At 51.2% G+C, this 19,987-nt stretch carries 11 protein-coding genes; 3 read left to right on the forward strand and 8 right to left on the reverse strand.

Features of this window, described 5'->3' with window-relative positions:
* Nucleotides 1-47: 47 nt before the first annotated feature.
* The 4 genes from ols to ftsH all read right to left on the reverse strand — a co-directional run bounded on the left by ols (nt 48) and on the right by ftsH (nt 11,444).
* Nucleotides 48-8,213 (reverse strand): fatty-acyl-[ACP] elongase/decarboxylase Ols, encoded by an 8,166-nt coding sequence (gene ols, locus FEK30_RS09970; protein ID WP_138073101.1) that lies wholly within the window; start codon nt 8,211-8,213, stop codon nt 48-50.
* Nucleotides 8,214-8,409: 196 nt separating this feature from the next.
* The gene (locus FEK30_RS09975) at nt 8,410-9,309 is read right to left on the reverse strand and encodes an alpha/beta fold hydrolase (protein ID WP_138073102.1); all 900 of its coding nucleotides are present in this window, start codon (nt 9,307-9,309) and stop codon (nt 8,410-8,412) included.
* A gap of 39 nt (nt 9,310-9,348) precedes the next feature.
* Nucleotides 9,349-9,591, reverse strand: a complete 243-nt coding sequence (gene yidD / locus FEK30_RS09980) for a membrane protein insertion efficiency factor YidD (protein ID WP_012306797.1) — start codon at nt 9,589-9,591, stop codon at nt 9,349-9,351.
* Nucleotides 9,592-9,596: 5 nt separating this feature from the next.
* Entirely contained in the window at nt 9,597-11,444 is a 1,848-nt protein-coding gene (ftsH, locus tag FEK30_RS09985) for an ATP-dependent zinc metalloprotease FtsH (protein WP_255447852.1), read from the reverse strand.
* 555 nt (nt 11,445-11,999) lie between these two features.
* Between ftsH and FEK30_RS09990 the strand changes: the two genes are divergently transcribed.
* A complete protein-coding gene (locus tag FEK30_RS09990; RefSeq protein WP_138073104.1) occupies nt 12,000-13,637 on the forward strand; it encodes a mechanosensitive ion channel family protein in 1,638 nt (545 codons plus the stop codon).
* Nucleotides 13,638-13,720: 83 nt separating this feature from the next.
* Entirely contained in the window at nt 13,721-15,022 is a 1,302-nt protein-coding gene (locus tag FEK30_RS09995; protein WP_138073105.1) for a DUF3747 domain-containing protein, read from the forward strand.
* A gap of 102 nt (nt 15,023-15,124) precedes the next feature.
* Here the strand turns inward: FEK30_RS09995 and FEK30_RS10000 are convergent, their stop codons facing one another.
* The 4 genes from FEK30_RS10000 to FEK30_RS10015 form a co-directional block, all read right to left on the reverse strand.
* Complete coding sequence (locus FEK30_RS10000) at nt 15,125-15,763, reverse strand: hypothetical protein (RefSeq protein WP_138073106.1); 639 nt, start codon at nt 15,761-15,763, stop codon at nt 15,125-15,127.
* Between the two features lie 255 nt (nt 15,764-16,018).
* Nucleotides 16,019-16,372, reverse strand: a complete 354-nt coding sequence (locus tag FEK30_RS10005; RefSeq protein ID WP_012306802.1) for a DUF1257 domain-containing protein — start codon at nt 16,370-16,372, stop codon at nt 16,019-16,021.
* A gap of 125 nt (nt 16,373-16,497) precedes the next feature.
* Entirely contained in the window at nt 16,498-17,997 is a 1,500-nt protein-coding gene (gene ycf46, locus FEK30_RS10010) for a stress-responsive protein Ycf46 (RefSeq protein WP_138073107.1), read from the reverse strand.
* 103 nt (nt 17,998-18,100) lie between these two features.
* Complete coding sequence (locus FEK30_RS10015; protein WP_030006276.1) at nt 18,101-18,439, reverse strand: slr0373 family blue light stress response protein; 339 nt, start codon at nt 18,437-18,439, stop codon at nt 18,101-18,103.
* 248 nt (nt 18,440-18,687) lie between these two features.
* Here FEK30_RS10015 and FEK30_RS10020 point away from each other — a divergent pair, with 248 nt between their 5' ends.
* Nucleotides 18,688-19,986 (forward strand): FIST signal transduction protein, encoded by a 1,299-nt coding sequence (locus tag FEK30_RS10020; RefSeq protein WP_012306805.1) that lies wholly within the window; start codon nt 18,688-18,690, stop codon nt 19,984-19,986.
* The last annotated feature ends 1 nt before the right edge of the window (nt 19,987 follow it).

Below are 19,987 nucleotides of genomic sequence, written 5' to 3' on the forward strand. Positions count from 1 at the left end.
TAGGATCTAATATTTACGGGTTTTCGGACTGCACTTTGCAATATTTTTTATTGTGTTTTGGGTACAGGAGTCTGGAGTTGTTGATAAACAATTTGGGCGATCGCCTGGGGATTCTCAAAATGGAGATTATGGCCGCCAGCAACCGTCAAACGTTGGGCCTGGGGGAGAGCCGCTTGGATCGCCTGGAGATCAGCGGGACGGTTAAATTCACTCTGATCGCCATAGATGAGGGTGATCGGCGCTTGGATATCTTTGAGGAGAGCGAGGTAACGTCGTCGGCTAATGCCATTAAATTCGATGCCCGCCCGGGTACGGAGGAAAGCATCCCAACGCCACTGCACCCCTTTTTCAACGGTGCTGGTGCTGCGCTGGGTGAGGAACGCCGAGAGGTCTTTGGGGAGTTGGGGCGTGGCTTGGCGGAGGCGACGGGCGGCCACTTCTAAGCTGGGGAAGGTTGGGTGCTGGGGGGGCGCGGCGAGGTAATCGAGATGGGTCGTCAGGTGATTACCGGTTTCAGCGTCGTCAATGTCGTTGGGAACAATGGTTTCAACGAGGATCAACTTTTCTACCTGGGTTTGGCGAATGCCTGCATACATGGCACCAATGATGGAACCCATGGAGTGGCCCACCAAGGTAAAGGGGCGATCGCCTAATTGTTTGGCAAGGGCATCTACGTCAGCCAAAAAATCGAGCATGCTGTAGGACTGGGTATGGGCGGATTTGCCGTGACCACGCAGGTCTGGGGCCACAACCCAATAGCCCTGGGCCGCCAACTGGGGCGCGATGAGTTGCCAGGAGGCCCCTTGTTCGAGGATGCCGTGGAGAAGTAGCACCAATGGTTGGTGGCGATCGCCCCACTCACAGAGACAGGTTTCTAAACCGCGCACTGTCACGAACCGCTCCACCATCGAGGGCAAGGATTGGCTCTGGGTCGTTAGCTGGGGTTCCTGGGGGAGATCGTAAGCAAACGTTTCGGCCAACTGGATCGTATCCGGCTGGAGAGCAGCGGGCAGGGTAATCGAGCGCCATTTGTCGGCAAGGGCCGGATCAATGGTTTTGTGCTGGAGGAAATTGGGATCCCCGACGCCCATGGATTGTTGGTGGAGCCCATCGGTGAGGCGATCGCCGCTGTAGGGATTGAGGAGCGCTTCGTTAAAGTCCACCCCCAGGAAATCACAAATATTTGTCAAAACTTGGCGGGGGTCACGGACGAGATCTTCGTAAATCACCTGGAGATATCGATCCGGAGCGACCATGTGACCTAGCTCTAAAATATTGCGGTTGCTGGTGCGCCAAATGGACTCCGCGAGGGCGTAGGGGTTCTGCTGCTCGGCCCCCAGCAGTTTATCCATCCGCAGTCGGGTAAAGGATTCAATCACCGCGTAGGGATGGCGTACCAAGTGAATATATTTGGCCTGGTCAAAAAGGATTTCGCTGTGGTCTAGGATGTGGCGATCGCTGCCGTAGCTGGGAGATTTGTCGATGAGTAAACGTTGTCCCGCCTGCCGTTGGAGATAGGCATAGATTTCGGCAATGGGCGTATTCGCTTCGACCCATTGGTTGACCTTCGCCTGGCTTGCCTCTGGGGTGAGGTTTTCTAGATCCATTAAGGCCCGTTGTAACCCTTCGCCGAGGTGGGATAGACCCAATTCCTGGTGGCGATCGCCCATGGTTTCAAAGGGGAGCAAATGCAGCTCCGGCGGCGAATATAGCCCCGGATGTCCGGCCAACATCACCCGCAGCAACGTCGAACCCGACCGGGGGCTAGAGAGGATAAAGGTAATGGGATTCGGGTTTTTGTGGTCAGGTTTTTGCCACTGTTTTTTTGTTTTGACCGAAAGGCTTTGGGAGGGAGTCGCTGCTGCTGCCGTTGCTGCTTCAGAATCATGGGCCTTGGTGAATTCCGCCGCTAGATAGGCCGTCAACACATCCAGTCTGGGCCGTTCGTAGATTTCCCTGGGGTACAACATCAGTTGCAAATCCTGCTTGAGGCTGGCGATCGCCTCCATGATCATCAGCGAATCCATACCCAGATCCAACAAACTATCGTGCCTGTGAATTTGGTCAATTTCTAACTTGAGGATTTGCGCCACAGACCGCCGTAGATAATCCAGCAGATAGTCAGCCCGCTGAGAAGCTTCTAGGTTGATTAATTTGTCAAAAATTGAAGCCGTTGGGGACGCAGCCTCAGCAGAGGGAATAACAGCGGCAAAGTAATGGGTTTTGGCAAATTCGGGGAACTGTTTGGCCAGGTTTTGCCAGTCCGGTTTAAAGACCCCCATTTCCCCCTGGGCGCCTAAGACCTTTTCGAGGATTGTTAGTCCCTGGGGCGGCGGCAGCCACGCTAAATTTTGGTTGCTGAGGGAGTTGGCCATTCCCCCTTCGGCCCAAGGCCCCCAATGGATCGCCAGGGCGGGTAAACCTTGGGCTTGTCGATATTGGGCGATCGCCGTCATGCCCCGGTTTGCGGCAGCATAATTCCCTTGTCCCGGTGAACCGAGCACCCCTGCCACAGAGGAAAACAACACAAAAAAATCAAGATCGAGTTTTTGACTATGGCGGTGGAGATGCCATGTCCCTTTCATTTTGGCGGCGGCGACGGTCTGGAAATTTTGCCAAGTTTGTTGTTGCAGTAAACCATCGGCTAAGGTGCCCGCCGCATGGAAAATTCCTTTGATGTGGGGATAGGTTTGAAACAGCTTTGCTACTTGGGCTGCGTCGGCTAAATCGCAGGGATAAACCACCGCATTAGCAGGTAACGTCTGCTGATCCGCCGCCGGAGCGCGCCGGCTGACGAGAATTATTTTTTCTACTCCCGCAGCGGCTAACCATTGGGCAACTTTGCGGCCAATGGCCCCCAGTCCCCCAGTCACTAGATAGGTCTGTTGGGGTTGAATCTGGAGATTTTTCTGGGGCAGTGGCGGTTGCTTTTTGAGCTGTGCCCCGTAGAGTTTTTGCTGCCGCACGGCCAACTGCTGCACCTGTCTTTGTTGGCAAATCTGGGCAAAATTTGGCAGAGTTTCATCGACATCAATAATTCCCCCCCACAACTCTGGATGTTCGAGGGCGATCGCCTGGGCGAGTCCCCATAATCCCCCTTGGGCAAATCCGGCGACCGCATCGGTTTCAAGCACCCGTTGGCTCTGGTGGGTCACGAACCAGCAGGGAACCGCAATCTTTTGTTGATACAGGGTTTGGATCAGTTGGAGGGCGAAGCCACTGGTTTGCTTTTGAATTTCATCTAGGTTTTCTGGGTCTTCCCCTGGGGGACACAGGTAAAGGATGCCTGCTAAATTTTGGGAGCCGACATGAGTAAATAAATTATCCAAGGCAGCGGCAGATACTTCCCAGGGAGCAGCCGTCGGAAAATGATTGCTTTGGCCGAGATACACTCGTTTAGCGTTTTTAAATTGGCCTTCAATGGGCTCGCTATAGTGGTGGCGATCGCCCAAGATTAACCACAGCTTAGCCGACGGTTCAGGGGCCGGGGGCAAAGTGTCCAGGGGCGTCCAGGCCACCTGATACAACCAATCATTGAGATCGTCAGGGGTTGGGTTCACAGATTCGGTCTCAACAGTTTGCCAAGAGCCTTGATTAAACCAATACCGCTGCCGTTGGAAGGGATAGGTGGGCAGAATCAGTTTCCGGCGGCGATCGCCAGCTTCCACGGTCTGCCAGTCAATGTTTAGCCCTTGCTCATACAGTTTGCCGAGACTGGTTAAGATTTCCGGCCAAGGCTCACTATGGGGACGTAAACTGGGCAACCAAACCGCTTCTTGTTCAGCTAAGCAATGGCGTCCCATACTCAGGAGCACTGGTTTTACGCCGATTTCGAGATAAACATTGACACCCGCTTGGGCCAGGGTTTGGATGCTCTGGACAAATTTGACGGGTTGCGAAACGTGCTTAACCCAATAGTCGGCCTGGGCAATTTCCGCTTCAATCTGGCCGCCCGTGACATTGGAAATGAGCGGGATACGCGGCGGGTGGAAGGTAATTTGTTCAGCAATTTCCCGAAACTCTGCCAGCATGGGGGCCATCAAAGGGGAGTGGAAAGCATGGGACACCTTAAGGGGTTTGGTTTTGATTCCTTGGCTTTGGAGTTTGTGAATACTGGCTTCGAGGCAGGGGGTCTTTCCTGATAGCACCAAATGGGAACCGTTTTCGGCTCCGACGGTTAAATGCTCCGATAGGTAGGGTTTGATGACCGTTTTATCGGCAAAGACCGCCGCCATACTGCCATTGCTGGGTAGGGCGTGCATCAGTTTGCCCCGGGCCGTAATTAATTTCATGCCGTCTGCCAGGGAAAATACCCCCGCCAGACAAGCCGCGACATATTCGCCGACGCTATGGCCCATGCAATAGTCTGGCGTCACGCCCCAGCTTAACCATAGTTGGGCGATCGCATATTCAACGGCAAAGAGTAGGGGCTGGGTATAGACGGTTTCGTGGACGAGGTCAGGGTTATGGTCGCCGTATAACAGGTCGGTGAGGGCAGGGGCTTCGGGGGAATAGGTCTGCCAGAGGCGATCGCACTCATCCAGCACCTGCCGAAACAGTGAGCTGGTTTGGTACAGTTGTTGCCCCATGCCGTAGTATTGGGAACCTTGGCCCGTGAACAAAAAGGCAATTTTTGCGGGGGAACTGAGGCGGGGTTGGGCCAGAAAATCTTGATTTAAGGTTTGTTGTAAATCGGCGACTTGTTTGAAGACAAAAAAACGACGTTCTTTGAGGGGCGATCGCCCGGTATTAGCAGACAAACAAAGATCGCGTGGGTCAACGCCGGGATGTTGGGCCAGATAGTCTCCATAACTTTTTTGGAGGGCTTTCAAAGCTTGGGCATTTTTGGCAGACAGAGTTAGCAGATGCCAAGGGCGGTCTTGGGTAACCGGGGGAGCAATGGAAGACTTTTGTTGAGCATAGTCCCCCACAATCACGTGGGCATTGGTGCCACCAAACCCAAAGGAACTTACCCCAGCAAACCGTTTTTGTGACCCGCCTGACCAAGGCTGATCTTTGCTTGCAATGGTCACTAAACCGTCTAGATCAATGCGGGGATTAAGCTGCTTAAAATGCAAATGTTGGGGAATCATCCCATGCTCTAGGGACAAAATCACCTTGATTAAGCCCGCGATGCCCGCCGCTGCCTCGAGGTGACCAATGTTTGTTTTCACGGAACCCACCACACAGGGCTGTTCCCGCTGCGCCGTTTGTAAAACTGCTTTCAGGGAATTAATTTCAATGGGATCACCCAGGGGCGTGCCGGTGCCGTGGGCCTCTAGGTAAGCTAAATCGGCGGCGGTAATACCGGCTTGGGCCAGGGCTTGGCGAATAACGGCCTGTTGCGATCGCCCGTTGGGAGCCGTCAAACCGTTACTGCGTCCATCTTGATTCACCGCCGAACCGTGGATCACCGCGAGAATATTATCTCCGTCCCGTTCTGCCTGGGCTAGGGGTTTGAGGAGAACGACCCCACAACCTTCGCCCCGCACATAGCCATCGGCTCCGGCATCAAAAGTTTGACAGCGGCCCGTTTTACTCATCATGCCCGCCTGGGTAAAAGTCTGGGTCACATCGGGGGTCAAAATCAAATTCACCCCGGCGGCGATCGCCAACTCCGATTCGCCGTTGATTAAACTTTGACAGGCCAGATGTACCGCCACCAGAGAAGAGGAACAGGCCGTATCGATGCTCAGAGAAACGCCCCGGAGATCGAGGAAATAAGACAGACGATTCGCAGCAATACTGTGGGCGTTGCCCGTCCCCATGTAGGGATTGATCGGATTGTTTTCCCGCACCTGCAACTGGGCATAATCACTATTACTAATGCCGACAAAAACCCCCGTTTGGGAATGGCGTAAACTTTCTGCCGGAATATTTGCCCGTTCCAAGGCTTCCCAGGTCACTTCTAACAGTAAGCGTTGCTGGGGATCCATTTGTTCCGCTTCCCGGGGGGAAATGCCAAAAAATTGCGGCTCAAACTGGTCAATATCTTCTAAAAAACCACCCCATTCTCCCGTGGCCCAGCGAGTTTTAAGGGGGCGAACTCCATCTCTACCATTACGTAATAATTCCCAAAAAGCTTCGAGGTTGTCGGCTTGGGGAAAACGACAACTGAGACCCACCACAGCAATTTCTTTGCCCTGAATTTTCGGCACCTGTGGTATTTTCTCTAGCGCTTGATTACCCTGGACCAAAAACTGAGCCAGGGTGCGAATGGTCGGATAATCATAGGCCAGGGTGGGGTCTAATTTTCGACCTAGCCAATCCTCTAAGTCGGCTGTGACCTGTACTGCTTGTACTGAATCCAGCCCATAACTGGCAAAGGGTTCCGTTTCGTCTAATTGTTGGGGCGTAATGCCGAGGCGATGGGCAATATTATCCTTAAGCCAGGCTTCAATTTGTTGTTGGTGCTGGTCAGGCAGGGGAAAATTCGTTGATGTTGTCGTAGAAGGGGTAACGGCTTGTGTCCCAATTCCTTTTCCTTCTTTTTGGTGGCTGGGTTGCCACTCCCCAACCACAGCCAAGCTTCCGTCTAGAAAACCAGCTTTGCAGGCATGGCGACGAATCTTCCCGCTGGATGTTTTGGGAATGCTACCGGGTTTAATAAAACAAATGGCCTGGGGTTGCAGTTGATGTTCGGCGGCGATCGCCCCACGAATAGCTTGGGCTACTGCTGCGACATTTAATTTGCGGGCATATTTACGCTCCACTTCCTGGACAATGACTAGCTGTTCTTCCCCGTTAACGTCTACTGATACTGCGGCTCCGGCCCCCTGTCTTAAAGCGGGATGGGCTACTTCGACGGTTAATTCGATGTCCTGGGGATAGTGGTTGCGCCCCCGGATAATCAGGAGATCCTTTAAACGGCCCGTAATATACAGTTCGCCACCTTGCAAAAAACCCAGATCGCCCGTGCGTAAAAAGCCCGTTTCTGCACCAACGTTTCCCTGAAATTGTTGCTGGGTGAGGTCTGGTTTTTGCCAATAGCCCTGGGCAACACTTTCGCCCTTAACCCATACTTCGCCAATTTCACCGACGGCACATTTCGTTAAAGTCTGGGGGTCAACAATTTTGACAATTTGATCGCCAATCACCTCACCACTGCCGACTAAGGTTACCGTTGTTTCTGTCCCTTGGGCAGGGCGGACTTGGTTAGCTTCGATACCTTGTTTGCTGACGGTGATTTCCTGGGGAAGCTGGGCACGACCATTGCCACCGGAGACAATTAGGGTGGTTTCAGCCATACCATAGCAGGGATAAAATGCTGATTTTTGAAAGCCTGCTGTAGCGAAGGTTTTCGCAAAATTTTCGAGGGTCACAGCGCGGATCGGTTCGGCCCCGGAAAAAGCTAGTCGCCAACAACTCAAATCGAGTTCTCTGATTTGTTCCGGGGTAATTTGGCTGGCACAGAGATCATAGGCAAAATTCGGCGCACCGCTGGTGGAAACCCGATAATCGTTGATCGCCTTTAGCCACCGAAAAGGTCGCTGCAAAAAGGCCACGGGAGGCATTAAAATCTGCGTTGCCCCCACATAGATGGGCTGCAAAATCCCACCAATCAAGCCCATATCATGGTAGGGCGGCAACCAGGAAACGCCCATACTCGCCTCTGTATCCTGGAATCCTTGGTTAATCAAGCCGGAGTTGTGGATCAAATTGTGGTGGGAAACCATCACTCCTTTAGGATCGCCCGTGGAGCCACTGGTGTATTGCAAAAAAGCGAGATCTGTGCCGGAAATGTTCGGTTTTTGCCAGTTTTTTCCTGAACTTAATTCAATTTGATCTGTAGCCAAACAATGAAAGTCTGTGCCTTCTAAAGCTTCGAGGCGATCGGCAATTTTATCTTTAAGTTCTGTTGTGGTGAGGGCAAATTTTGCCTGGGCATCTTGGATAATGCTATGGAGGCGGTCAAAGGATTTATTCGGCCGTGGTGGGTAAGCTGGCACCGCAACAACACCAGCATACAAACATCCCAGAAAAGCACCGATAAACTCTAAACCCGGTGGATAAAGCAATAATGCCCGTTGCCCTTGGGCCTGGTTAGCTTGCAAAAAAGCGGCGATCGCCTGGGCTTTTTGGTCTAATTCTCCGTAGGTCAGGGACGCAGATTCCGTTTCGCCATCAGCCAGAAAACTAAACACGGTTTTCCGCGCCTGGAGTTTAGCTCTGTACTGGAGCAGATCGACGAAATTTGCAAATTGACCAACCATGTATGCCTTAGCAACTCCTGTGAATGGAAATTCTGGACTCCGTATCCTAGCAATTTTTACGAATACCCACGGGCCATAGCCTAGTTAACCATATTAAACCGTGAGTTCCCTCCCCACGGTAAATCCTCCCAAAATCCGCCGTTCCTTCGATTATGGAGGGCCTGGTTTCAACTGATTTGAGTGTAAAAGCCCTAGGCTACGCTGACTGTTGTCGCCCTAACCAATCGAGTAAATAGCCGTTGACTAATGCCGGAGCTTCATCCTGGGGACAATGGCCGACATTATCGAGGGGAATAAACTCAATCTGAGGATATTGGGCGACAAGGGCACGGCCCAGATCAACCGGTTCCCATGGATCGGCTGTTCCCCATAAAACTGCCGTGGGACAATGCAACTGGGGCAGCAGGTCGTCCGGGAGTGGCCCCTGGGAATAACTCGTAAAGGCCAGGAAAACCGCTGCCGCCCCTGGGTCCTGGGCGGGGGTCAGGATCAGCTCCACCAACTCATCGGTAATCGCCGTTTTGTCTCGGTAGGCCTGGGCTAAAATTCTGCGGATTGTTTTCGGCTGGGCCAATTGCTTAAAAAACAAGGAACCGAGGGGGGTTTGGGTCAAGAGTTTTTGGAAGAGGGGAACGCCCCAGCGTTGATAAAAAGGTGCTTTTAAAAGATTGCGCTCATGGAACAGCCGCAGGGAAAAATTGAGTGCCACAACTCCCCGCACCCAGTGGGGATAGGACACAGCCGCCTGCATGACAACGACACAACCAATGGAATTACCAACTAGAAAAGCCGGTTCACCAATGATTTCAGCGCAGAACGCCTTAATCTGGGTGGCCCAAGTTTCAAAAGTGTAGTCCGCTTCAACTTCCGGTTGGGGTTTTGCCGATTTCCCAAAGCCCAGTAAGTCGATGGCATAGCAGCGGTAATGTTCCCCTAAAACCGGAAGATTTTTGCGCCAATGACCGGCCGAGGCTCCAAATCCATGGACGAAAAGAACGGGCGGCCCCTGGGTGCCCCACTGACGATAGTTAATATTGAAGCCGTGCCATTGCCAGCTGTAATCGGTATGGGGATGAGCGGGGGAAGTAATGGTCATGGTGAGCGATGGATAAAACCGAAATGAGGAACAAATGTCCTAGGGCGTGTTGTCTAAATCGTGATGGCAAAGATGGGGCACCGGATCATAACCCCCAGGGTGAAACGGGTGACAGCGGCCAAGGCGCTTCAGGGCGAGCCAACTGCCCCGGAGTACACCAAAGCGTTCCACGGCTTCGAGGGCATATTGGGAACAGGTGGGCTGAAAGCGACAACTGGGGGGGAATAGGGGGGAAATCCAGCGACGGTAGCCTTTGATGCTCCAGAGGATTAAGCTTTTCATGGCATTTAGGCAACGGAAGCGGTTTTTTGGAGGTTGATGGTTTGACCAAGGGCTTCGTTGACGAGACGACTAAAGTCTTCGCCTTCGATGGTTTCTTCTTCGATGAGACGATCCACCAGACGATCGACAAGTTGACGATTGTCCCGAATGATTTGCTTGGCAGTTTCGTAGCACTCGTTGATAATTTCGCGCACCTTGAGGTCAATGCGCTGGGCGATCGCCTCGGAATATTCAGGCCGCTCCCCAAACCAGTCATTTCTGAGGAAAACCTCTCCCCGATTGGTTTCTAGGGCAAAGTGGCCCAGTTCTGACATCCCAAATTTTGTCACCATTTGACGGGCAATGTTCGTGAGCATTTGGATATCCTGGGAGGCCCCAGAAGTGATTTCATCGTAGCCAAAGACAATATCCTCGGCGGCGCGTCCCCCCAGGGCCACGGCGATTTGGGCGCGGAATTGGGCTTTGGTGGTCAGACCCTGTTCTTCGTTGGGGGTAAACCAGGTTAGGCCTTGGGCGCGGCCCCGGGGAATAATAGTGACTTTCTGGAGGGGATCGTGGTCTTTGAGGATGGTGCCAACAATGGCATGGCCCACTTCGTGGTAGGCAATGAGACGTTTACTTTTGCCATCGGTGAGGGCTGTCCCCTCCATCCCTGCTACGACCCGATCAATGGCGTCATTGATTTCGCTAGTAGTAATTGCTTCCTTGCGACGGCGGGCGGTGAAAATGGCGGCTTCGTTAAGTAAATTCGCTAAATCTGCCCCCGAAAAACCAGGGGTGCGCCGGGCGATCGCCTCTAGATCAACATCCTCAGCGACTTTTTTATCTTGGGCATGGACTTCGAGGATTGCTAAACGCCCCAAACGGTCTGGATAATCTACAGTCACCTGGCGATCAAAGCGGCCGGGGCGCAGGAGAGCTTGATCTAAGACATCAGGGCGGTTAGTTGCGGCGATGACAATAATTCCAGAATTTCCTTCAAAACCATCCATTTCTGTGAGCAATTGGTTTAGGGTCTGCTCCCGCTCATCGTTCCCTCCACCAATGCCTGCACCCCGTTGGCGACCGACCGCATCAATTTCATCGATAAACACAAGACAGGGAGCATTTTCCTGGGCCTTGCGGAAGAGATCCCGCACCCGTGACGCGCCGACCCCCACAAACATTTCCACAAATTCCGAGCCGGAAATACTGAAGAACGGTACGCCCGCTTCTCCGGCGATCGCCTTTGCTAGGAGCGTTTTACCCGTCCCCGGTGGGCCAATGAGGAGCATTCCTCTGGGGATCTTCGCACCAATCGCCGTAAATTTATTCGGTTCTTTTAAGAAAGTGACTACTTCAGCGAGTTCTTCCTTAGCTTCCTCGACCCCAGCCACATCCTTAAACATGATCCCCGTTTCCGCTTCCATCTGAAAGCGTGCCTTAGAGCGACCAAAGTTCATGGCGTTATTCTGCATACTGGCCGAGCGGCGGATAATCAGCACTAGCCCCCCGATCAGAATCCCAAAAAGCAGGAGATTGGTAAAAATGGCGATCGCCACCGAATGATCCTGGGAAGGCACCACTTCAAAGTCAACGTTATTTTCCCGGAGAGCGGCGAGGAGTTCTTGGTTATTGTTAAGGAGCTGGATGGTCTGGGCTTCTTCCTCAGTTTGCCCCCGGAGTGTGACCTGGGCCGTATTGGTTTCTGGGTCAAGGACGAAGCGATCCACCTGGTTTTGCCGGATATCCTGGAGCAGCTCTCCGTAGTTCAAGGTCTCTGTTGACTCCGTTGGTGCTGTCGATTCTGTCTGGGCGATCGCCGCCACTCCCCCTCCCCACAGTAAGGCTTGGCTCAAAAGAAAATTAGCCATCCCAGCCCGCCACTTAAAACGAGGTTTGGCCTGAGGCTTCTGCTTGCTCGGAAGGAGGTGACGATAGTGCTTCATATTTCGGAGGGACAACGACAGAGAAACTGTTCTTATTCTAGAGTTTTCCTTTCCTAATCGGGGTGCTTCCCTTGGTTTTACGCCAAAATCTCCCTCTGTTTCCCGCAAATTTCCTCGCCCAAAAGCCGTTAACAATAGCCACTTAATCACCATGGCAAGGAGTAAATTGAATCTTGATCACAAAAAACAACTCCGACTCTATCCACAGTGATTTTTTGGCTGAACTTTCACCACCCCAAAAAAGTTTAGATCGTGACTCGAATTGCGATCCCAGGCGATGGTTTAGCCTGATCTTTGGAGCGTTAAGGAAAAAACGATGGTTTCTGCCCGTTGATAAATACAGTAGGTTAATTTTTTTTGTAATTTATTTTTGGGCTGCGGTATGGGATGGTGTTTTTGCTAAGTTGAAGCCGAGATTGTTAAAAAAAGAACTAACCGCAATCTCGAATTTCAGTCAAAAACGGCGCAAAGACAGAAAACATGAATGGGATATTCCTCGATCTTGGTGTGGTGATCGCCGAGATTATTCTCTTTTTAATCGCGATCACAGTGGGGCAATTTTTAATTATTTTGACCCTGAAACGTCTAGCCCAATGGGTGCCAGAAAAACAAGGACAAAATCCCCTAAATTTAACCCAAAAAATCCTTAATAAATCCCTCTTCGTTATTAAGATCACCGGGGCCATAATCATTGCTGCCTTAAATGGTTATTTATTCTTTCAACAAAAATCCCCTTACCTTTATCTCCTTGATTTAATTAACGGCATCTCTCCGGAACAGTGGCAAAGGCTCGCCCTCGGTTTATTAAAAAGTGTTTTACTTCTGTTGCTCGTGAGTTTAATGATCGCTTCTCTGCGCCCACGCTTGAAACGGGCTGGTGATCGCCTCAAAGCTTGGAAAAATATCGAAGGCAATAACCACAGCTTAGATACGCTCTTTAAGGCCATTGATTTGGCGATCGCCAATGGTCTTTGGATTTTGGCCCTGGTGGTGTGCCTCAATTTTTTATTTGTCCCCCCGAGCATTACCCAATATTTTTATCTCGCAATCAAAGTTTATTTTTTGCTTTGCTTTGGGATCATTGCTGTACGGGCATCGTTCTCTTTGCTGGATACTTTAGATGGTTTATCAACGGAATTTATTGCCAAACATCCCCGGTCTCCCCTGCGTTTTTATCCCCGGTTTCGTTATTTATTGGGCCTCACAAAACGCTGTTTAGAAACGGGCATTTATCTGGCGATCGCCGGAGTGATTTGTGCCCAATTTCCCCTCCTCGATCATATTGCCCCCTATGCAATTCCGGCGAATCAAATCATCCTGATTATTTTTATTGCGGCCCTGGTGATCGAACTGAGCAATATCATTGTCGAAAAATTATTGTTGCGATCGCCAAACCTTAGTCCTGTCCAACAACGCCGTCGTTTAACTTTTATCCCCCTGGTGCAAAACACCGTACGCTACTGCATTTATTTTGTGAGTGGCGTTTCAATTCTCTATGTCTTTGACATTGACCCGACACCGATCCTCGCCGGGGCCGGGATCTTGGGTTTGGCAGTGGGGCTTGGGGCGCAAAATTTAATCAATGACCTCGTCAATGGCTTTTCCATTTTGTTGCAAAATTACTACCTTGTCGGTGATTTTGTCGAAACGGATAATGCCACAGGCCTTGTCGAAGAAATGGATCTGCGGGTCACACGCATCCGCGATACAGGGGGACGGCTACATATCATCCGCAATGGCGACATCAAGACCATTGTGAATTACTCCAAAGATTATGTGTATGCGGTGGTTTATGTTGGGGTCGCTTACGATTCAGATTTAGACCATGTGTATCAGATTCTAGGGGATGTGGGCCACCAAATTCAAGGTTTACACCCTGATGTGCTCGAACCGACCCGCATTGATGGCCTCGATAACTTTGCCGAATCTGAACTCACCATCCGCACGGTTACCAAGGTGAAACCAGGAAAACATCTACCGGTGCAGCGTCTCCTGCGGAAGTTAATTAAAGAAGCCTTCGACCGCGAACAGATCGAAATTCCCTTTGCCCGCCGTGTACTCATCTTCAAGAATGAAGCCCCTGACCTCGATTCACTTCGAGATTCGGAAAATATGTAAGACTTTTGTAATAGCTGGGCTCAAAATAGGCGAAATTCAGTCTAATGGGAGCAGTAGTTGTCTAAAATCCAAGATTATTTGTCATGTCTAAAGCTGCCTTATCCGGAAAAATGTTGGCGATCGCCCTTGCAACCCTCAGTAGTGTTGTACCCTTGGGACGCGCCCAAGCCCAAACTGTTTTTGGAGAAGCAGAGATCAACCCCGAATCCATGGCGGCGATCGCCGTCCCCCTCAGTAACGGTGGCTATAACCTCCTCGTGGTCGAACAGCTCGAACGGGAAGACCGCAAAGAATGTTGGGCCGAAAGCGGCGCAAATCCGACCAGCATTGATCCCCTGCTGCTGAACTTTGACTTTACTGGCTATTGTCGCCGCAGCACCGATAGTAATGGCTACTCCATGCGGATCAATGGGCAAGATTTTGGCCAGAGCCACCTATTGCGCATCACTTCCTTCGAAAATGAAATTTTGTTGGTCGCCACTCCCAAAGATAACAACCAAGAAGAAATTGTCATTGGCCGCAGTAATGGCCTCACCGAAGGCTTCCTCAAATTCAATCTCCTCCCCGGCTGGGAATTTACCCGCCGTACCTTTGAAGAGCGACCCCTGGGCCACTTTTACTTTTCTAACGAGGGTCGCCAGTTCGCCATCCTTAAAAAACCTACCATTGATGACTTAGTTGCGGGCATTACGCAAAGTTCAATTGTGACGGTCGATAGTCTCCCCGGTCTGGCAATCTCCCCACCAGAAATTACAAATCCCTCTGAAACGCCTGATCCCGGCAGTACAGTGGCCCAATTTACTGATATCAGTGGTGATATTTACCGTAACGAAATTGCCCAAGCGGTGAATGTCGGTTTTATCGCTGGTTTTAACGACAATACCTTCCGCCCCACCGATGTCCTGACCCGCGAACAGTTGGTTTCCATGGCCATTGAAGGTCTCCAAGCTCTTCCCAATGCTTCCCTGGCTGTGCCCACCCAAGTTGCGAATGCCCCCTATCCTGATGTGGCTGCCGACCGTTGGAGTGCGGCGAAAATTACCTGGGCCCAGGCAAACAATATTGTCAGTGGCTATCCCGATGGGACTTTCCAACCTACTCAACCCGTCACCCGGGCCGAACTGTTAGCTGTTCTCCGTCGCACCGCAGAATATGCCAAGGCCGCCCAAGGTCAACCGATGACCCTCGTGGCCACCAATAGCCCCATTGCTTTTAGTGATACGGCGGGTCACTGGGCCAATGATTTGGCTGCCCAGATGTCTACTTACTGTCGCGTCGCTTCTCCTTTGAATGAAAGTGGCGATCACTTTTTCCCCGATACTGCCTCCCAACGGAACTACGCCGCCGCTGCCACCCTCCGGACACTCCAATGCAGCGTGCGATAAATTTTCCCTTTAAATTTTGGCCATAAAAAGACCATAAAAAAATAGCCCTGGTGTTGATTCATCGGGGCTATTGCTATATCAGGCTTTTACCAATCGAAAAGTTTAGATAGGCGTAATATTGACGGAATTAAAAAATGCGTTGGCCTCTGGACTATCCACGCGATCGCCTTCCGTCACCATCAAAATCTGGTGGAGGGTGGGACCGTTGGGATCGATGTAGATTTCAGCGCGGGTGGTATAAACTTCGCCATTATCCTGGGCGGCGTTCATCACCAATTTTTTCCCCGGAATCCCAAACTTATCACTTGGCTCATCGGAAACAATCGTTGAACCTGAGTTGCTGGCCGCCCCTTCCTTGGCCGCTTCAAGTCCCTGGGCCGCATCATATTGATCAGGAGAAACCGGATACGTAACACTACTCACCATAAAAAATTGTGTGTTGGCGTCGTCCGCGTAGGAAGTCATCGTGAACTGTAGTTCACCCAGATCAGAGGGAGTTGTTTGACTTTCCGTTTGGGGCGTGCCTGGAAATTTAACTGCGAGTTTGCCATTTTCCGTTTGGAAATCAACCCAATCTGCCGTGACGTTGGTGGACTCATTCGTCGCGGTTGATTCACTGGTTGTTTCTTCTGTACCTGAAGTATTTTGCTCACCGGACGTATTATTGCCAACGAGTCCGCAGCCGAATAGAGCAGCCTGAAGCGTTGCGACACTCAAAAAAAGTAAAAATTTAGATTTCATAAAATTTTAGACCAACATTTTAAATTGAGCCCGTGACCTCCTCCATGCCAAAAATAATGAGGCACAAAACGATGGGCCGCTTTCTGCAATCCTAAACATTTAGACTAAGGAGATGCACTTCTTTTAATGTTACTTAATTGAGTCTCGCTGCTGAAATATTCATCTACCCTCAGACCCCAGCACAAGACCCAATGAAAAAGGGCCGATCTCTGCGATGAGACCAACCCTAGCTCTTCGTGGGAACGCATTTAGTCGTTACTTTTGCAATACCAGTTTGACGTTCGCATTGTTGAGACCACGTTGCTTAACTTCAGCGAGGGTCTTGTTGATGGCGTACTTCTGGTTGATGGAATTGATCAGTTCAGTTTGGTTGTGCTTCTTCGCGACACCCCATAGGTCAGCGATGAGGTCAAAGCTGCCGTCGGCATTGCGAGTCCAGCCGAGGTCATAATCGCCTTCGAGGGTAGCCACGATGTCTGCTTGAATCTGTTGGCCGTTGTAGCCACGAACTGCAGCATCGGTATTCACAGAAATTCCGAGGTCTTGCAGGGAAGTCTTGAGAACTGCGGCATCGGTGATTTTAGTGCGGAGAGTGCTAAAGTGGGACATTGGAATAATTCTCCAAAAACAACAACATTTGAGTTTTTTTGTGTAAAGACCACTAATAAAGTGGTTTTTTAAATGCCAACAAGCTGGGAATCTTGTTGACCTTAATCCGGGACAGATTAAGCCTGTTAGAACTCCAATCGCTGGTATTCGGCGACGGAGGCTGAAGCAGGTCGGGCGCGCTGTCTGGCCCAATCGCGGAGACTATTGACCTGTTCAGTCATGGTGCGGGAAAGGGGCAAAGTTGCCTTGATCGCGGCGATAATGTCGAGTTGGGTGAACTCGCGACCTTGGGCAAAGGCCTCGTACATGGCGGCAATGATCGCCTGTTCGATTTCCGCACCGGAAAAACCTTCTGAAATTTTTGCCAGTTGTTCTGTGTCGAAGCGATCGCCGACTGGCCGACGTTTGTGGAGATGGATATTAAAGATCGCTTCTCGTTCGCTGGGGTTGGGGAGATCCACGAAAAAGATTTCGTCGAATCGTCCTTTTCGGAGAAATTCCCCTGGTAGCCGATCCACTCGGTTCGCGGTGGCCATTACAAAAACGGGGGATTCTTTTTCTTGCATCCAGGTGAGAAACGAGCCAAAGATACGGCTAGAGGTGCCTCCATCGGAATCCGCAGATCCAGAGGAACCTGCAAAGGCCTTGTCCAATTCGTCAATAAAGAGAATCGCTGGAGAAATAGACTCAGCGGTTTTTAGGGCACTGCGGAGGTTAGCTTCGGATTTACCCACGGTGGAGCCATCATATACTCGCCCCATATCGAGACGCAGGAGGGGAAGACCCCATAACCGAGAAGTGGTTTTAGCCAGGAGTGATTTACCACAACCCGGTACACCGAGAATCAACATTCCCTTGGGTTGGGGTAGGCCATATTCCCGCGCGGCTTCGGTAAAGGCATTGGAGCGTTGTTTGAGCCAGCGCTTGAGCTCCTCTAAGCCGCCGATGGCGTCAATGGTTTCGTCTTCTTCGATAAATTCGAGAATACCGTTACGGCGAATCAGTTGCTTTTTCTCGGAGAGGACAATTTCTACTTCCGAAGCAGTCAGTTTCTTCGCCTTGACCTGGGCCTTGCGATAGACTTTTTCCGCTTCGTCCTTGGTCAACCCCAGGGCTGCCTTGAGGAGTTTTTCTCGCACGACGGGGGAGATGGGGTGCCGGGGATTAAGGTATTGGGCGAGCACTTGATCGAGTTCGTCAAGGGTCGGGAAAGGAAAATCGAGGACAACAATGTCTTTTTCGAGTTCGAGGGGCACCTTTTGGTAAGGGGACATTAAAATGATGTGCTTCTGTTGACCCTTAAAGCTGGCGATCGCATCCCGTAACCAACGGACGGTGCTGGGATCATCTAAAAATGGATGCAGATCTTTAAAGATAAAAATGCCAGAGTCGTTGTGGTGAATGACTTCACGAATGGCCGCTTCTGCTGAGAGGGTGCGAGTTTGGGGCTTTCGGTCGGAACCGTATTCCACCAAGCCATGGGTCATCGTCCAGACGAAAACATTTTGGTATTCGCACAGTTGCGCAATGTGGGCGATCGCCGCCTCGGCCCGTTCCTCCTCGGGGGTGATGAGGTAGATCAGGGGGTATTGAGCTTGAATGAGGGTATTGAGCTCTTCTTTCATGGGTTTAGTCCTGACGTTCTAAAAGGGGGAATTAGGCGGCACCACATCGACCAGAGTGGAGGTAAATCGGGAGAAAAATAAACGGCGATCGCCAATCGGACAGCTAGCAAGTGACTAGTTCTGCCCCATCCGCAGCACCCTTTGCACTTTGCAGATCCTGTGCAATCTCTTCATCAAGGAGTACCGTTGGCTGCCTCTTGAGGGAAACCAGTTGTCCATCCCGGAGTACCACCGCCCCTTCGCAATCGGGACAAATGTGGACACGGTGGGTCTGGCCATAGGTTTCTTGTACTTCTTCTACCACTTCAGGGTGTTGTAGATAGAAGGCCACGGCTTTTTCCACTAAAGCAGACATGGAATCTGCATCGAGGGCTGCCTTGATTTTGAGCTGACGATGGATCGCCGCAGGCAGATAGAGGGTGACTTTTTGCTTATCTTGCATACAACTAATGGAAGCTTTACCCGATGGGGTATACCGCCCTACTGTACCCAGCCCACCGGAGACCGTCAAGCTGCTATAGCGTTATGCCGTCTTTTTTGTAATATTCCGTTACAAAATTCAGGCGATCGCCACTGTGAGGAAATTGCCATCTGTCTGGGGATAGACCCTGGTTTTCTCTGGCCTTTTCCCTGTAAGCTAAAGACTTTGGGAGAATCTCAAAAACCGCAACCGATTCAAGATGTGTCAGTATGCTTAAGGCATTGTGGAAAAAATTAGGAATCACTGGGGCACAACCCGCAGTCGATACCCATCCTTTTCAGTGGCTAAATGCCCTCTCGACCCAAGCGTCCCTAGAAGGAGCCATTGATGAAGCCGTTGCCCAAATCCAAGAAAATCTCTCTGGTAGTGCAGATCTGGCCATTCTCTTCATTTCAGCCGCGTTTGCCAGCGAATATGCCCGGATCTTGCCGCTATTGACTGAAAAATTAGCCTGCAAAGTGGTGATTGGTTGTGGTGGCGTGAGTATTATTGGCACCGACGCAACCGGAGAAACCCAAGAATGTGAAGGACAACCCGCCCTTAGTTTAACGGTGGCCCATTTGCCAGATGTGGAAGTCGTGCCTTTCCATGTCACCGAGAAAGATTTACCCGATTTAGATAGCGCCCCAGACCCTTGGATCGACATTTTTGGGGTTAGTCCCGAGGCGGAACCGAATTTTATTTTGCTGGCGGATCCCTTTTCGTCGAGTATTACGGATCTGTTGGCGGGCCTTGATTTTGCCTATCCGAATGCGGCAAAGGTAGGGGGACTAACAAGCTCCGGTGGCAGAACAGCCAGCGGTTTGTTTTACTACGAAGCAGACCAAGAACCAACCCTGTTGCGGTCTGGCACAGTGGGGGTGGCTTTGGCTGGAAATATCCAGATGGAGACTGTTGTCGCCCAGGGATGTCGGCCCATCGGTGAGGTGTATCAAATTACCCAATGCGATCGCAATATCATCACGGAATTATCGGTGGCCGAGGGTGAACAGCTCCGCCATGGCTCTCCCCTACGATTTTTGCAGGAATTAATCGCCGAGTTGGATGAAGAAGACCAAGCCCTCGCTCAGGATTCTCTTTTTATCGGCATTGCGATGGATGCCTTTAAACAAAAGCTTATCCACGGGGACTTTCTCATTCGCAATTTGCTTGGGGTGGATCCCAGGGCTGGGGCGATCGCCGTGGGCGATCGCATTCGGGCGGGCCAAAGAGTACAGTTTCACCTGCGGGATGCAGAGACTTCAGCGGAAGATCTCTCGGTGCTGTTACAACAGTTCCAAGCAAATGATCCGCTGGAACCTCCTTTTGGAGCCTTGATGTTTGCCTGTCTCGGTCGCGGTAAGGGACTCTATGGGGAACCAAATTTTGATTCGACCCTCTTTTCTACGGCCTTGCCAACACCCAATTTAGGGGGATTTTTCTGCAATGGAGAAATTGGCCCCGTCGGCGATCGCACCTTTTTGCATGGCTACACCTCCGTGTTTGGGATTTTGCACCCGAAAGCATAAA

This window comes from Picosynechococcus sp. PCC 11901 (assembly GCF_005577135.1).
Lineage (GTDB): Bacteria > Cyanobacteriota > Cyanobacteriia > Cyanobacteriales > MRBY01 > MRBY01.

Coding starts and splice junctions, on each gene's coding strand:
- ols (WP_138073101.1), bottom strand. CDS start 8,213: ATGGTTGGTCAATTTGCAAATTTCGTCGATCTGCTCCAGTACAGAGCT.
- FEK30_RS09975 (WP_138073102.1), bottom strand. CDS start 9,309: ATGACCATTACTTCCCCCGCTCATCCCCATACCGATTACAGCTGGCAA.
- yidD (WP_012306797.1), bottom strand. CDS start 9,591: ATGAAAAGCTTAATCCTCTGGAGCATCAAAGGCTACCGTCGCTGGATT.
- ftsH (WP_255447852.1), bottom strand. CDS start 11,444: ATGGCTAATTTTCTTTTGAGCCAAGCCTTACTGTGGGGAGGGGGAGTG.
- FEK30_RS09990 (WP_138073104.1), top strand. CDS start 12,000: ATGAATGGGATATTCCTCGATCTTGGTGTGGTGATCGCCGAGATTATT.
- FEK30_RS09995 (WP_138073105.1), top strand. CDS start 13,721: ATGTCTAAAGCTGCCTTATCCGGAAAAATGTTGGCGATCGCCCTTGCA.
- FEK30_RS10000 (WP_138073106.1), bottom strand. CDS start 15,763: ATGAAATCTAAATTTTTACTTTTTTTGAGTGTCGCAACGCTTCAGGCT.
- FEK30_RS10005 (WP_012306802.1), bottom strand. CDS start 16,372: ATGTCCCACTTTAGCACTCTCCGCACTAAAATCACCGATGCCGCAGTT.
- ycf46 (WP_138073107.1), bottom strand. CDS start 17,997: ATGAAAGAAGAGCTCAATACCCTCATTCAAGCTCAATACCCCCTGATC.
- FEK30_RS10015 (WP_030006276.1), bottom strand. CDS start 18,439: ATGCAAGATAAGCAAAAAGTCACCCTCTATCTGCCTGCGGCGATCCAT.
- FEK30_RS10020 (WP_012306805.1), top strand. CDS start 18,688: ATGCTTAAGGCATTGTGGAAAAAATTAGGAATCACTGGGGCACAACCC.